This is a genomic window from Bdellovibrio sp. KM01 (assembly GCF_013752535.1).
Lineage (GTDB): Bacteria > Bdellovibrionota > Bdellovibrionia > Bdellovibrionales > Bdellovibrionaceae > Bdellovibrio.
In genome coordinates this window covers 601,082-615,922 of sequence record NZ_CP058348.1, presented here as the reverse complement: position 1 = coordinate 615,922, position 14,841 = coordinate 601,082, and the positions used below count along the sequence as shown (strand labels likewise).

Below are 14,841 nucleotides of genomic sequence, written 5' to 3'. Positions count from 1 at the left end.
CATTACAGGTTTGTAAAAAACCAGACTTGCCTCCCGCGTCCAGCTCGACCTATTCTGTCCTCAGAGGACTCTCGTCCACAAGGAAAGGGAGAATCATTCAAATGATTCAGTCTATGGAAAAAGAAAAAGCGAAGAAAACTAAGATCATAGTGAAGGCGCCCACTCAAGAACGTTCCCGTCAGACAGTATCAACTATTCTGGACGCATGTTCTCGCTTGTTGGTTTCTGAAGGATTCTACTCAATTACAACTGACAAAATTGCGAAAGAAGCCGGTGTCAGTATCGGTTCCTTGTACCAATTCTTTGGCAACAAAGAGTCTGTCGTTCAAGCAGTAGTTAAAAACTTGATGGAAGAAGATAAAAGAATCTTGAGCGAAAAAATGCGCTCTATTTTCCCTCTGCCACCTGAACAAAGAGTTCGTGCCATGTTGGAGCTAGCGTTTGAAACATACCGCCGCCAATACGAATTGCGTGCGAAGCTAACAACGATTCAATATTACGTAGCAGATGCTGCTTATATTTCTGAATCGATCCGCTTCTTCCAAGAAACTATCAAATACAATCTTCCGCAAGTTCCTGGAAAAGACATGGAGAAAATCTCCTACATCATCGTGAATGCCTTCATCGGTTTGGCAAACACAATGGCGATCGATAATCCAAATTACATCAACGACCCGTCCATCCTGAGTGAAATGACAAAGTTGTTCATGAAATACTTGGATCTTCCCGTCGAAAACCAAGGCTAAGAAAATAAAAAACCCGGTAGCGATACCGGGTTTTTTTATTTTCTTCATTAAAAAGACATTTTAGTTTTTATCGGAAGCAATCGTACGACCCTTGTGGGCAAGAGAAATCAAAGCAATATTGTATTTATCTTTCGGAAGAGCGACGACTGTCTTCGTCGGAATCGCCATCCCCTTTTTGATTACTTGATAAGTTAAATGCGGATTGAATACTTGAGCTTTCTGATGATCACCATCAAACCACTTCACTAAGTCTTTATATTTGATGGCTTTGGGAAGTTTCAAGTCTTGCGATTCCAATTGCTTTGACCACAACACTCCACCGAAATACGTATTCGCATTTCTTTCAACCTCTAAAGCCGCCAGGAAGCAGGCATAGAAATTTCGAGAAGCGAAACCAAAGCTTTGACGGGAGGAAACGTTATCCACCAAGTAAGATAAATCCCGGGATTTGTACTTCTTAGTCATCTTAGCCACACCCGTTGGACCGTGATTGTAACCAGTCACAGCAAGCGGCCAGGACTCCAGCATGTTGTAATTTGAACGTAAAAGTCTTGCCGCGAACTTAGTGGCTTCCATCGGATGATTTCTTTTGTCCACTGACGAAGAAATCATTCGGTACGGGCGAGCGGTGTAAGGCATGATTTGCCACATTCCACTTGCACCGACTTTGGATCTTGCATTGATGTTGAAAGAGCTTTCAACAAAGACCAGGCGCACCAGTTCCACTGGCAGTTTGTTTTCGCGGAAGATCTTTTCCATGTCCTCAATATAACGACCAGAATAGAAAATCGCCGTTTGCATGCGATCTTTTTGACCTAACTGAAAGCGCAGATTACTGCGTTGTTCTTTATTAAGGTTCAATTTCTCGCTGATTTCTTTTTTAACGATGTCGATTTTCTTTTGTCTTTCGCGATCTGTTTTCAAACCTTTCAAATCAACAATTTGATAGATTTTTTCGACATTTTCGGAATCATGCAGAATTCCCTGCTCGGAAGTATATTTAGAATAAACGTCGACCCAGAACTGCACCTGTTTTTCCATTCCTTTCGGAGTGGCGAAAGCTTTGGAACTGTAACCGAGGGTATTATCCTGATTCTTATAAACCGGTGGGCGCCAATTGCGACTCTCTGGCAAAACTTGGGGAACCATGTTTGGAATGATGTCGCCCACATCCTGCGCGTAAGCAGCAGGTGCCATTAAAGCAGTGGCTAATAATGAAACGACAAAGTTCTTCACGAGAATGATCCCCTCTGGTGTTCTCTTCTTAATCATTTTATCAAACTTTTCAGAAGATTATCAAAATATTGTCGAACCATCGCTTCATCCGTTGCGCCATTGTATATAAAGGAGAACGTAATAACTGTTCCGTCCTCTAAACCTGCGTAACCCGCAAGAGAAACAACATTATTTATGTATCCCGTTTTAGCACGTACCCAGCGCTCCGCATTTGTTCCCTTCATTCTTTTTTTGAGGGTTCCATCTATTCCAGCAATGGGAAGACTTTGAAGAAACTCAGGTTGCACGCGGAAGTCGTTGCGCAAATGCTGAAGCACTTTCCACATCGCAAAAGACGACATTCTATTTTCACGCGTCAGCCCCGACGGACTCTCTAAGTGGTATTGATCCTTAGGGATTTGCAAAGCTTGCATGTGTTCTTGAATGGCCACCATGCCGTCAGCTAACGTCACACCTTTGTCTTTTTTCATTGTGCCCATGTTTTTCGTCAACATCTCGGCCACATAGTTATTCGAAAATTTATTCATATCTGCAACGATGCCTTCAATTGCTTTGCTTTCGGATTCTGCAGCAAGCGTCGCCGTTGTCGGAGTGGCGCCAGATTTCACTGCACCTGTGACCGTGACGTTTCTTTGAGCCAAGAAAGACTTCAAATTATAACCTGACCAAAGGTCTGGCTGGGTTATGTTCTTAAACACCGTGATTTCTTTATTATTCTTACCGATGCTGCCACCCACGTGCAAAAGATCGCCATCAAATTTGGGATCTTCCTTGCGATCGGCGAGCAATTTGTTATCAGAACCGGAAGTCGTTTTCGCTTTCGTGACCAAGCGGATGTATTCATTTTCTGGATCGATATAAACGCGCGCGTCGTCGCCAGATTTATCTCCGGGACGAACGAAAATATTTACAGAATTCCAATTGAAAGACATAGCCCCCACCGGAGCATCATAGGCGCGATCAACACGTTCTTTTTGGCGGCTGATATCGTAGCGCATTTTATCAAAAAGCGAATCATCAACGATGATGTCACCCTCAACTCGTTTAATATCATTACGCAGAAACGCATTCACCAAGAACCACATGTTCTCGGAAACGAAAGAAGGATCTCCGCCACCTTTCAAATAGACATTGCCTTTAAGGATGCCTTTTTTATCCACATCACCAGTTGTCCAAATCTGAGTTTTAAATTTGTGGCCCGGAGGGAAATTCGCCAAAACCGCAGAAGCCGTCGCCACTTTCGTGATCGACGCCGGAATCATCATTTTGGAACCATTGTTGTCGAGCAGAACCTTTAAATTCTCACCCTCACCAACAGACGCATAAATGCCCAAATCCGACAGCTGGACCTTGTGCTTCTTGGCCAAACTTTGCATCTCTTCAGCAGCACCCTTAGCATCCAAAGACGCATGTGCCGAAAAATTAAACAAAACAGCCGCAGCAAAAATCAAATGTCGCATCCTAATTCCTCCGTGAACTATTTCAGGAAGCTTAAGCGTGGATTTTGCCAAGGCGCGAGGAGGAAGGCGTACTCCCTGTACGCCGACGACGAGCAACGCCGGAAAAATTCACGATCAAGCTTCCTAGACGATAGTAGCGATCGGCAAATCAGTTCGCAACAAATTCAGTCTCTCTTGTTAGACTGTGGTGAATGAAAAAGCGCGAATGGCTCATTGTTATACTTCCACTTGTTGCGACCTGGTTGGTCGACCGCGTAACTAAATTGTGGGCAACGGATATCACCTCTGTGAAATCCCATGGCCCACTACATTTTGTATTGCACCACAATCACGGCGCAATGCTAGGCCTGTTTTCAGATTTGCCTTCAGTTTTGCGTATCGTTTCCCTTTCGACGGGTGGCGCGTTTCTTTTGTGTACCTATGCTCTTATCCAGTACATGTTACCAATTAAGTCCCTGACTCTGCGTTGTGGTCTTTCGATCTTGATCGGCGGGATTTTAGGGAACGTCGCGGATCGTATCGTGTGGGGATATGTTGTCGACTTTATCGTTGTAGGCACACCCACTCTTTCCAGTCCGGCATTCAATATTGCAGATGCTTTGCAATGGGTCGGTTATGCCCTGATCGTGTTTGCGATCATTCGTGAAGGTGAATTGCTGTGGCCGGAAAACAATTCGCGCAAAAAGTTCTGGGTGAATCTTTCGTTCCAGTTAAAATATTGCATCCTGATGATGGCGGTGGGTTTAAGCCTTACGCTGATCAGCCTGGTGTTCTCTTACACTTATCTGCGTGTGACGATTCAGGAGCTAGTGGGGAATAACCAGTTCCTATTGAATAAGTTCCTGGTTCCTTATGTGATCACGTTCATTATCATCTGTGTGGCGTTCTGTGCCATCACTTTCGCCGTCGGTAAAGTTCTTTCTCACCGTATCGCAGGACCGATCTATGCCTTTGAAAGGTACCTGTATGGTATTATGAGAGGTGAAAACATACCTTTGCTGAAAGTTCGTAAAGGTGACGAATTCAAAGAACTGGAAGCCCTGGCAGAAGAAATCACCAAGCGCCTGAACGTCATCAAAGCCGAGCGCACCGTGAATGTCGTAGAATTCAATGACGGCATCAATCCCGACGACAAACCAAGACAATAGGCGACAATAGGTACGGACACACTTTCTCCAAACCCAAAAGCCACAGAGATTAATCTGTGGCTTTTGGGTTTGGAGAAAGTGTGTCCGTACCTTTTAGTTCGTACCTTTTAGTTAAGGGCTCTGGGAAATAGAGGCGTTGTGTTGTTCGCACTCATTTTGTAGGCCGGGAAATCGATTTCCAAAGCGATCTTCAAAAGATCATTTACGTTATCGACGAAGTGGAATTGCATCGTTGATTTGATCTCTTGAGGAACCTCGCGTAAGTCTTTTTCGTTTTTCTTACACAAGATTACTTCAGTCACCCCCGCCCGATGAGCAGCAATGATTTTTTCTTTGATTCCGCCGACGGGTAAAACACTTCCGCGAAGGGAGATTTCACCTGTCATCGCCAATTTTGGATTCACCGGTTTTTTCAACATTTTTGAAGCAATCGACGTCAACATCGTCACCCCAGCAGAGGGACCATCTTTAGGGATGGCGCCTGCAGGAACATGGACATGAACTTCTTTTTTTGTGAAATCCACCGACGGATCCATTAAAGGCAACCGCGCCTTCAATAAACTCATCGCGATCTTAGCGGATTCCTGCATCACCTCACCCAGTTGCCCGGTAAGCAACAACTGGCCTGTGCCCGGCATTTCTTCCGTTTCTATGAACAGGATATCACCGCCCACCGGAGTCCATGCAAGCCCCGTTACTACACCTGGAGGCAACGCTGTTTCCGTTAGATCCGCCGAGAATCTTTCCGCACCAAAGATGTCATCCAGATCATTGATATCAACAATCAGTTTTGCACCTTCGGATTTTAAGATCTTCAAGCTCATAAATTTACAAATCGTCGCGATTTTACGTTGCAGTTCACGCACACCCGCTTCACGAGTGTAATCGGTAATCATTTTCGTCAAAGCACCTTCAGTGATCTCCAACTGAGACTCCTCAATACCGTGCTCTTTGAGCTGCTTCGGCCATAAGTGGCGTTTCGCGATATTTTTCTTTTCATCAATTGTATAGCCCGTAAGTTCAATCACTTCCATACGATCCAACAGAGGACCCGGAATTGTATCGAGCGCATTAGCCGTGGCGATAAATAGCACCTTTGAAAGATCGTAAGCCGTATCCAGGTAGTGATCTTGGAAAGTATTATTCTGCTCAGGGTCCAAAGTCTCCAAAAGGGCACTTGCAGGGTCGCCATTAAAGCTGCGCGATAATTTATCGATCTCATCCAGTACAAATACAGGATCGTTTTCACCGGCTTTCTTAATTCCAGAAATAATTCGACCCGGCATTGCGCCGATATAGGTGCGACGGTGACCGCGGATTTCCGCATCATCACGAACACCCCCTAAGGCAACACGCACATATTTTTTATTCAGCGCGCGCGCAATACTTTTACCGAGTGAAGTTTTACCTACTCCCGGAGGTCCTACGAATAACAGAATCGAACCCTGATGCGATTTACGCAACTTCATCACCGCCAAATGCTGCAGGATTCTTTTTTTAATTTTATCCATGCCGAAGTGATCCTCGTTCAAAATCTTTTCGGCTTTCTCCAGATCAATTTCTTGATCCGGCGAAGATTTACTCCACGGCAAATCTGTCATCAAATCCAGATGCGTACGGATGATTTGATATTCGGGCGATGCCGAGTTTATATTTTCCAATCGCTTCAACTGAGAATTCGCCAACGCCAACGCCTCGTCGGGCATTCCCGCCGCAAGAATTTTTTTACGGAAGTTATCGGCGACATCATTGTTGTCTTCATCGCCCAATTGTTCGCGAATGACCCGCATTTGCTCGCGCAATATGCTTTCTTTCTGGCTTTGATTGATGTTTTCACTTAGTTTCTGACGGATATCGATCTGAATTTTCAGACGTTCTTTTTGTTCCTTCATCAGATCCAGAATTTTCAATGCGCGTTCACGGACATCTGAAGTTTCCAGAATCCCCTGCTTTTCACCAAGGGTGAAGTCTGCATGAGCTGCACAAACATTGGTCAGGAGTGATAACTCTTCGATCTCTGCGATCCATTCTTTTACCCGGCGCATGTGTTTGCCCAGCAAATCAACGGTGTCGTAAGCGATCTGTTTGAGGCTTTCAAGCAAGGCTTCCTCGGTCTTCTGATCAGCAACCAGAATATCTTCAATTCCTTCCGTCAAAGTCTCATAGATTCCGTTTTCAAATCTCATTTCACGCGCACGAATGCGCTGATGAGCATTGACGAAAATAGTAAAGCTTCCATCGTCTTCTTTTTTATGGGATTCAATTTTACATAGAGTACCGACAGTATGCATATCCTCGGGCTTTTCCACAGTGCCGTCAGGATTTTTCTGAGTCAGTAAAACGATCCACTTTTGGTTGGTTAAGGCTTTTTGCAAAGCTTGGATACTGCGGTCTCTTCCAACCCGCAAAGGCATGCTGACACCGGGAAACAGAACGGCATTTCTTAGCGGAATAACTGGAAGGTAGCCAGATACGAATGACATGGTCTCACCTTTCCCCTGCTGTGAGTGCAGGGTCATAAGTTAATCATGTATCCGATTTAGAAAGCGTCAAGGTGAGGGTTAATAAACAATGCCCACATCTTTGATGCGAGACAGATAATATCGTTTATTGGTATTTTCTCTCTGACAAAGGGCCATAAGATAGTCGCCATCTGGATTACGTACGATTCCAATGGGGCTCACACGGCGCGTTTCGCCCTTAGCTGAGCCGCCATCATATACGAGGTCCAAATCTTTTTTGGTGTGAATGGATTCAATCATCGTCTTTAGGTTGGTGTCATTTACGGTGTGCATAGCATAATCTTTCCACCATAATTTTTTACCCTGACTTTTGATAGCTTGCTCAAGAGTGGCACCATCACCCATTTTCTTGAAACATTCCAAGCCGACATAAAGACAAGCTTTCGCATCATCATAGGCCCGATGTGCCTGACCACCATCAATGTTCAAATGCTTGATCAATGTTTGCAGTTTGTGATTTTCAACACCATGAATCCATTTACGCGAAAGAAGGCTGGTGCAAAGAGCGGGTTCTGTCGGTAACGACAATCCGGCTTTTTCAAAATCAATAGAAAGAAATCCCAGATCAAAGGGAGCATGGTGAGCCATGACCACAGAGCCCTTAAAAAACTCGTGGATTTGATGAATTTTATCTTCCATGACAGGCGCATCAGCCACCATCATATTCGTGATGCCGTGGATCCCGATGATATAGTCGCTCATCAGTTCGCGGGGTTTCAAAAGAAACTGCAGACGATCCACTTCCTGCCCTTTAAAGTACTTCACTGCTCCGAACTCGACGATGTCGTAGCCAACTGGGTAGGCTCCGCTGGTTTCCGTGTCGAAAGCAATATACGTGTACTCATCTAAAGGAAGTTCTAAATTCATGGGGCTTTCATACCCCGTTCCTAGGCTTTTGGTCCAGCTCCACGACGGCTTTTCTTTTATTTTGTACTTTCTTCGTTCACAATGAAACCCACTATCTATGCGAAGATACATCAGTTTTATCATTATACTCTTGGGTCTGAATTCAGCGGCTTTAGCTGCGGAAAACACTCCAACCTTTAAAATGACCGGTGACGTGTCACTGCTGTCTCAATACGTTGAATACGGATTGAACCAATCAGACGGCTCGCCCGCCTTGCAAGGTTCTTTCTGGTTTAACTTTGGACCTCAATTCCGCATGGGACTTTGGGGTTCGAACACGAACTTTAAAAACAGCGATGATCATTTCAACCTTCGAGCCAATGCGGATATCAAAATCGATTTCAGCCAGGAATCGAATGCGGTGATTATGTATTCCTATAGCACTTACTATAAAGAAGGTGCTCGCAACGGGAACATTTTGGGACTTCATTTAAACTTTGGAACTTACCGCGTTACTTTAGACAACTTAAGTAACTGGGAAGGAACAAAACAACGTTCGATGAGAATTGGGTTCGGCAAAGTCACAACCGTATTCACAGATTGGAAATGGGATAACGAAGCCGGATACAATACACCTGATGTGGATTCCATCAGCAGCTATTTTGATCTTCGAACGGCTTTGGGATTTCAGTGGAAAGCGATATTCTTTGAAGGTGCCGTGACCGGCACCTCTGCAGCCGGTGACCTGGATGGCACCGGAGAAATTTACTTTATTCTGTCAGCGAAGACGGGCTTTTAGCCGCTTCGTTTAATTCATCGTTCACTTGCTCGCGAAGAGGCTTTTTCTGTTGCGCTTCTTCTTTGCGACGAGTGGACACCTGCTGAACAAAATTATCATATACCGACATGTCTACGTTCTTGGAACCAAACATCGATTCCAACTTACGTTGCTTACGACCGTCTGATGTCAGTTCTTTTTGGGCGATCTTAACTTTGATAAAACCCACCAGCTTCTTAGGATCCACTTCACCGCGTTTTTCTTTCACGCTGATGGCACCGTTTACATTCACAGTACTGCTTTCCAAGGAAGCCGCAATTTTATTACGAACAATATCCAGACGCTGAGAAGCCACGCGATTCGCCGTCATCAAAGCACCATCTGGAACCGATTGCACAAACAATCCTGATGTAAGTTTGATCTCGGCATCTTTCAATCCCGCCGTTACACCTTTGATTTTATCCATTACTTGGACAAAATTAGCATTCGGCTGAGAAGATCCACGTTCAAACAACATGTAATCAGGAATATCGAAATCAAAACCCTCGGGAGTGACCACTACGTTTTTAGCGACATCATTCATCTGGTCAGCCATATACGCAGCCACTACTTTTGCAGAACCCATATCCAATAGATTTGGAGTTTTATCCATTGGTTCCATGAAACTTTGGAACGCCTTTAACGGCTCATTCAAAAGATCCAGGAAAAGTTTTTCAAGAGTCAGCTCAACCCCGAAGTTTTGGAAATTGTATTCAATAACTGAAGGTGTGGAGAAATAATCTGAAACCGCTTTTTTAGTTTGATCAGATTGACCCACGATCCACATAACCAGGAAGAAGGCCATCAAGGCCGTCATAAAGTCAGCAAGGGCAACCTTCCAGGAGCCCCCGTGTCCACCACCGCCTTGGACGATGATCTTTTTGATGACGATTGTCTGTTTCTTCTCTGCCATTGTTCTTCCTTAATCCAGAGAGAGCCGTAATCCTGGCTCCCGATCTGTTAGCATTACGCAGCTTTCTTGATTTCTTTTGTAGCTTTGTCGACTTCGTTAAATGTCGGTCTTTCTTCCGGCATGATCGAACGACGAGCGTACTCCACACACACGATCGGAGGAGCACCACGTTGCAAAGCTACCAACGCAGCTTTAATACAACCCAGGTAACGACCTTCTGCTTCGATATCCGCTGCCATTTTAGTTGCAGTCGGCTCGATCAAACCGTAAGCACAGAAAACCCCTAACATCGTTCCCACGAGGGCATGGGCAACGTACTCACCGATCACCTCAGTACCTGCGGTCAAGACACCCATGGTCTTAACGATACCAAGTACGGCGGCAACGATCCCCAGACCCGGGAAACCACCGGCTACGGCGGCGACGGCATGTTGTGCTAGATGTTCTTCGGCATGGATACCTTTGATATCGGCATCCAAAAGATCATCTACGTCATAAGGAGAAAGTTCAGAAGACAAAGTCACCTTCATCGTGTCGCAAAGAAAATCTACGGCATGATGATTGTGCATAAAGCTTGGGTAAGCTTTAAAGATGTCAGACTTTTCCGGTTCCTCGATATGTTTCTCGATACCTTGAGGACCTTCTTTTCTGAAGACTTGGAAAAGTTGGAAAAGCATTTGCAAAAGTTCAACATAGTCTGACTTTTGTGGACCCTTCGAAGTCATCGCTTTGATGGAAAGTTTAATCCCCATCTTTACGATCTTCATTGGGTTGGCAATAACGTATGCACCGAAGGCAGCTCCCCCGATGATAACCATCTCAAGACCCGCAGCTTCGATGATGACGCCCATCTTACCGTGACCGGCAATATAGCCCCCGAAAACTGTCGCGAAAACTATCAATATACCTACAAAACCCATAGAATATGACCTCTTCAGTTTCTCTATCGGTTTGATACATGTTAGAATTGAGTCATCGGCAAATAATCTTGCCCATAGTCGGGAGAGGGACTAAGACAAATATATGAAAGCAACAATGCAGAACCTTTTCCTTATCGTTTCTTTCCTGCTTCCGGGCCTTACGTCCTGGGCGCAGACAACTGCCTCTGAGACCGACCCTCTTTTGGTCGAGACCCAGGTCCTTCCCTATGAGTGGAGTCCCGGTCAGGGAGGTTCCCTCACTTTCAAATTAAAACTTCCTGAGAATTTCCACGCTTACGAGGATCAATTCAAAGTCGTTATCTATGAACCAGATGGATTCAAAGTGGCGCCGTTTAAATTGGAGCCCGTAACGAAGTGGTATGACAAATTCTCAAAACGCGAACGCACCGGTTTGGTGGGTGAAGGAACTCTGACCGCTCATATTGAAGCACCGACTCGCTTCTTAAAAAAATATGAAAAGATGAAACTGGAACTGACTTATCAAGCGTGCTCCGATCAGTTCTGTCTGTTCCCGACGACCAAAACTTTAGAAGTCCCAATCATCACACCCATGGTTGAGGGTGCAGCTCAGATCCAAAATATGCCGACGGTGCAAGAAAAGGCTAACGGATTTTTCGATAGCAACAATTTTGCCAAATACTTGGGTTCAAGTATGGTGGCGGGATTGATCTTTGTTTTCTTTGCGGGAATTTTCACAAGCTTTACTCCGTGTATCTTTCCGATGATCCCAATTACTTTGGCGGTTTTGGGCAACCACGCCGAACAGCGCTCACGCTTACAAAACTTTTTTACTTCCTGCGTATATGTGTTGGGTATTGCAACGACATACTCCCTGCTGGGACTGGCTGCCGCCACGAGCGGCAACGTGTTCGGGGCCTCTTTAGGAAACCCTTACGTACTTTCCGTAGTTTGTGTGATTTTCCTGGCGATGGCACTATCGATGTACGGCTTGTATGACTTGCAAGTTCCAGCTTTCTTAAGAAACGGTTTGGGTGCAAAAAAGCACAAGCAGAGTATTTTGGGAATTTATCTGACGGGTTTATTTGCAGGTATCGTGGCAAGTCCTTGTGTGGGACCTGTCTTGGTTGCGATTCTGACGTACGTTGCCTCGACTAAAAACATGCTCTTTGGCTTCTTATTTCTGTTTGTCTATGCACTGGGTTTAGGTTTGATCTTTATCGCTTTGGGTCTTTCCAATCAGTTGGTTAAAAAGCTTCCCCGCTCAGGTCCGTGGATGGTTTGGTTCAAATTTATTCTTGGGACGTTGATGCTTTCGGCATTCTATTATTACTTGGAACTATTACTTCCACTGCGCTGGTTTGATGGATCCCTGGGTTTAGGCTTAGTGATCCTGGCCAGCGTTTACGGAGCGTTCTTGCCGACGAAGGGTGGAGGCAGCGGCCCCCGTAAACACATTCAAAAAGGTATCATGCAGGCCGTTTTGATCGTGGGTATCGGTTATATTGCATTGTCTGTTTTTGATTTGCGCCCTTATATTCGTGGTCGTGTGATGGCTGATAATTCCATCAACCAAATTCAAACTTTGAATTGGCAACCGTATACGGATGAAGCTTTAGCGCAAGCCGTGAAGGAAGGCCGCCCTGTAATCATCGATTTCTGGGCTGAATGGTGTGCTGCTTGTCACGAACTTGCGGAAAACACATTCACTGACCCACGGGTTCGCGCTATGGGCAGTAATTTCGTGCTGTTAAAATACGACGCCACGAAAGAATCCCCTGCACTGAAGGTTCTAAAAAAGAAATACAATATCCAGGGCTTACCGACGGTGATTTTCTATAACGCCAAAGGTGTGTGGATCGATGGTCTGACATTGACCCAGTTTGAAAATGCAGAAAAGTTCCTGCAAAGAATGGAAAAAGCCAGCAAATAAAAGCGAGCTTTAAAAGACAAAAGGCGCAAAGCAGATCCTGCTTGCGCCTTTTTTATTCCTAAAACAGTCCTATACGCTAAGTTGGCAGGAGAAGTTCACCACGTTACGAGCAGAGCAGCTGTACACATTTGCCGTGAATTTACCTGCCTGATGAATGGAATCCACCAAGATATAATTTGGCATCGTCGTCGACATCATTCGGCGCGGATGCTTGGAAATTTTGTCTAAACCTGGGAAGCATTTGCTGTGAACCGCACTCGAAGTAACTTCATAAGTCTGGTAGCCCAGCATCGCCGATTCAATTTTAGAGATCTCGCTGAAATGCACGTCCCCGGAGGCAAAGATCACTTTGCGGGGAATTCGCTTTAAAGCACCCATGAAGCCATTGAATTGTCCCTTATGCTTGGACATTGATTCTTTATAAACCATCTCTGGGAAAATCTGGCTGCCATTCATGATCCATGTTGTGCCCTCAAAGCCCGCGATCATCTCTAGGGCCCATTCTTCCTGTTCCTGACCCCAGTGAGCGTAACGTGCGCTGGATGTTTTTTCCAAACGCCAACTACGATCGTCCATCAGCAAGAATTGATGCTGCCCTGCTCGCAAAACGGAACTGATACCAGGTCCATGGAAATAACCTTCGGTATAATTATCCGCCTGAGCAAAGAAGGCGCGGAAGTTCGCTTGAGATTCCGCCACATGATGCCAGTTTGTCGTGTTCACGTCGTCAGATCCGAAATCATGGTCGTCCCATGTGGCAAAAATCGGAACCAAACGTTTCGAATAGTAGATTTCCAAAGTTCTGCGGGCTTGCACATAACGAGTCCACAAACGGCGCGTGTCCCCGTCTGGAAATTCACACTCGCCTTTATCGCAATATGTGGAATCCCCGATAAAGAAAATCACGTCGGGATTTTGGCCAACAAGATTTTGCCAGATTTTAGGTTCGTGGCGACCTTCATCCATGCAAGAGCAAAGCGCATAACGCAAAGTCGACTTACTTAAATCCAGCATACCGAACTCACGGCGCTCGATAACTTCGTCTTTCGCCCCCAAAAGATCCAGGAAAAACACCTCGCCCAGATTCAATCCGGCGAAATAAACTTTAGTGATCTGAAATTCACTGAATGGTTGCTGAAGGATTTCAATTTTCTCGGGTTGCCAGATTTGTCCAGCAGAATTACGAACGATTGTATTAAACTTCTGTTTGCTCAGATGAAGAATCGAAAATTGCGTGCGAGTCGCATCCGTCGCGCCCTGCAAAATCGACGGCGAAAGTCTTTGCGCCGTTTGAAACGGCAAACCATCAGCACTACGTCCATCCTGTTCCGTAGCTGCAAACGCGGGTACACCCACTGCAGAAACAATAGCTTGCGTCAGCCCCAACTTTAAAAAGTCGCGACGAAGAAACCCCATATAGCCTCCATGACATATGACAGATCTTTTTGTACTTAAATTTCAACAGGGGTCTGACTTAAAGACAAGATTTCATTCGTCATGAATATGTCAGGAACCTATTTGGATTCCGTTTTTGCCGCGTGGGCCGTCGTTTTTTGAATGGCCTCGTTAATTCTTCGAATCACTTCATCGGGAACTTTTTTACTACAAATGAAGTGACGAGGACTCGAATGAGCAACGTCAACAGGCTGAAAGACGATAAAATCACTCGCGGCCCATTTAAATCTCTTCAATATATAATCAAGCTCTAAACCTGAAATAAAGGTGTAATCCACTCTTCCGGCACGAATCATCTCAAACATCTGCGGAGTGATTTCAGCATTTTCGATATAAGTGATATTTGTATTATAACGTTTTGCCAAAGTGTCGACCTGCGGACCGAAAGAATAATGTCGACGGTTGATTAGCTTCAGACGACGGTTCTTTAAAAGGTCATCAATCTTATCTATCGATTTATCAAAACTGCCTTTGTGACCGACCACAAACCAAGTTCCGTCATCACAAACAGGATCTGAATACTTATAAATTTTTTCCCGTTCCGGAATTTTTAACCAGCCAACAGCACAGTCGTACCCTTCTGATGACTGAATGAGCGCCAATTGACGAAACGGAGGGGTTTCCACCAATGAATAGGAAATGCCAGCACGCTCGAGCGCACGCACCGCAGGAGCACCACAAAAACCGGTTAAATTGCCGCCCTCCAATTTCAAAAAGGGAGGACGTGGGTGATATCGCAGTTGCAAAGTGATCGCTTCATCCGAAGCATAGACAACAGATAAGAATGCAAAGATCACCACAGTTGAGCTGAGGAGAAATGTCCAAACCAATGTTTTCATCGTTTGGAAATGTTAAGCACCAAAGAT

General features: G+C 45.1%; 12 protein-coding genes. 4 read left to right on the top strand and 8 right to left on the bottom strand.

Features of this window, described 5'->3' with window-relative positions; translation table 11 throughout:
• Positions 1-101 precede the first annotated feature (101 nt).
• Positions 102-746: a TetR/AcrR family transcriptional regulator gene (locus HW988_RS03095; RefSeq protein WP_181606174.1), complete on the top strand. Its 645-nt coding sequence runs from the start codon at positions 102-104 to the stop codon at positions 744-746.
• Between the two features lie 60 nt (positions 747-806).
• Here HW988_RS03095 and HW988_RS03090 read toward each other — a convergent pair whose 3' ends face one another.
• Both HW988_RS03090 and dacB read right to left on the bottom strand, forming a co-directional pair.
• A complete protein-coding gene (locus tag HW988_RS03090; RefSeq protein WP_181606173.1) occupies positions 807-2,018 on the bottom strand; it encodes a lytic transglycosylase domain-containing protein in 1,212 nt (403 codons plus the stop codon).
• A complete protein-coding gene (dacB, locus tag HW988_RS03085; protein ID WP_181606172.1) occupies positions 2,015-3,442 on the bottom strand; it encodes a D-alanyl-D-alanine carboxypeptidase/D-alanyl-D-alanine-endopeptidase in 1,428 nt (475 codons plus the stop codon). Before dacB ends, HW988_RS03090 begins: the two co-directional genes overlap by 4 nt.
• A 191-nt stretch (positions 3,443-3,633) precedes the next feature.
• Between dacB and HW988_RS03080 the strand changes: the two genes are divergently transcribed.
• Entirely contained in the window at positions 3,634-4,590 is a 957-nt protein-coding gene (locus HW988_RS03080; RefSeq protein ID WP_181606171.1) for a signal peptidase II, read from the top strand.
• 107 nt (positions 4,591-4,697) lie between these two features.
• Here HW988_RS03080 and lon read toward each other — a convergent pair whose 3' ends face one another.
• Together lon and HW988_RS03070 are read right to left on the bottom strand one after the other, a co-directional pair.
• Positions 4,698-7,073, bottom strand: coding sequence for an endopeptidase La (lon, locus tag HW988_RS03075; RefSeq protein ID WP_181606170.1), 2,376 nt, complete (start codon positions 7,071-7,073; stop codon positions 4,698-4,700).
• Between the two features lie 78 nt (positions 7,074-7,151).
• A complete protein-coding gene (locus HW988_RS03070; RefSeq protein WP_181606169.1) occupies positions 7,152-7,979 on the bottom strand; it encodes an exonuclease domain-containing protein in 828 nt (275 codons plus the stop codon).
• Positions 7,980-8,076: 97 nt separating this feature from the next.
• Between HW988_RS03070 and HW988_RS03065 the strand changes: the two genes are divergently transcribed.
• Complete coding sequence (locus tag HW988_RS03065) at positions 8,077-8,757, top strand: TorF family putative porin (RefSeq protein WP_181606168.1); 681 nt, start codon at positions 8,077-8,079, stop codon at positions 8,755-8,757.
• On the opposite strand, the gene HW988_RS03060 is transcribed toward HW988_RS03065, so the two are convergent.
• Complete coding sequence (locus HW988_RS03060; protein ID WP_181606167.1) at positions 8,729-9,688, bottom strand: flagellar motor protein MotB; 960 nt, start codon at positions 9,686-9,688, stop codon at positions 8,729-8,731. The two genes, HW988_RS03065 and HW988_RS03060, sit on opposite strands and share 29 nt — an antisense overlap.
• 53 nt (positions 9,689-9,741) lie before the next feature.
• Entirely contained in the window at positions 9,742-10,608 is an 867-nt protein-coding gene (gene motA, locus HW988_RS03055) for a flagellar motor stator protein MotA (RefSeq protein WP_142698960.1), read from the bottom strand.
• Positions 10,609-10,711: 103 nt separating this feature from the next.
• Between motA and HW988_RS03050 the strand changes: the two genes are divergently transcribed.
• Positions 10,712-12,520 (top strand): protein-disulfide reductase DsbD, encoded by a 1,809-nt coding sequence (locus HW988_RS03050; RefSeq protein WP_181606166.1) that lies wholly within the window; start codon positions 10,712-10,714, stop codon positions 12,518-12,520.
• Positions 12,521-12,589: 69 nt separating this feature from the next.
• Here HW988_RS03050 and HW988_RS03045 read toward each other — a convergent pair whose 3' ends face one another.
• Positions 12,590-13,936: an alkaline phosphatase D family protein gene (locus HW988_RS03045; RefSeq protein ID WP_181606165.1), complete on the bottom strand. Its 1,347-nt coding sequence runs from the start codon at positions 13,934-13,936 to the stop codon at positions 12,590-12,592.
• 98 nt (positions 13,937-14,034) lie between these two features.
• Positions 14,035-14,814 (bottom strand): ABC transporter substrate-binding protein, encoded by a 780-nt coding sequence (locus HW988_RS03040; protein ID WP_181606164.1) that lies wholly within the window; start codon positions 14,812-14,814, stop codon positions 14,035-14,037.
• Positions 14,815-14,841: the final 27 nt, after the last annotated feature.

Bases quoted from the DNA above. Each gene is read 5' to 3' on its own strand.
- HW988_RS03065 (WP_181606168.1), top strand. From the start codon at position 8,077: ATGCGAAGATACATCAGTTTTATCATTATACTCTTGGGTCTGAATTCA.
- HW988_RS03080 (WP_181606171.1), top strand. From the start codon at position 3,634: ATGAAAAAGCGCGAATGGCTCATTGTTATACTTCCACTTGTTGCGACC.
- dacB (WP_181606172.1), bottom strand. From the start codon at position 3,442: ATGCGACATTTGATTTTTGCTGCGGCTGTTTTGTTTAATTTTTCGGCA.
- lon (WP_181606170.1), bottom strand. From the start codon at position 7,073: ATGTCATTCGTATCTGGCTACCTTCCAGTTATTCCGCTAAGAAATGCC.
- HW988_RS03070 (WP_181606169.1), bottom strand. From the start codon at position 7,979: ATGAATTTAGAACTTCCTTTAGATGAGTACACGTATATTGCTTTCGAC.
- HW988_RS03040 (WP_181606164.1), bottom strand. From the start codon at position 14,814: ATGAAAACATTGGTTTGGACATTTCTCCTCAGCTCAACTGTGGTGATC.
- motA (WP_142698960.1), bottom strand. From the start codon at position 10,608: ATGGGTTTTGTAGGTATATTGATAGTTTTCGCGACAGTTTTCGGGGGC.
- HW988_RS03095 (WP_181606174.1), top strand. From the start codon at position 102: ATGATTCAGTCTATGGAAAAAGAAAAAGCGAAGAAAACTAAGATCATA.
- HW988_RS03045 (WP_181606165.1), bottom strand. From the start codon at position 13,936: ATGGGGTTTCTTCGTCGCGACTTTTTAAAGTTGGGGCTGACGCAAGCT.
- HW988_RS03050 (WP_181606166.1), top strand. From the start codon at position 10,712: ATGAAAGCAACAATGCAGAACCTTTTCCTTATCGTTTCTTTCCTGCTT.
- HW988_RS03060 (WP_181606167.1), bottom strand. From the start codon at position 9,688: ATGGCAGAGAAGAAACAGACAATCGTCATCAAAAAGATCATCGTCCAA.
- HW988_RS03090 (WP_181606173.1), bottom strand. From the start codon at position 2,018: ATGATTAAGAAGAGAACACCAGAGGGGATCATTCTCGTGAAGAACTTT.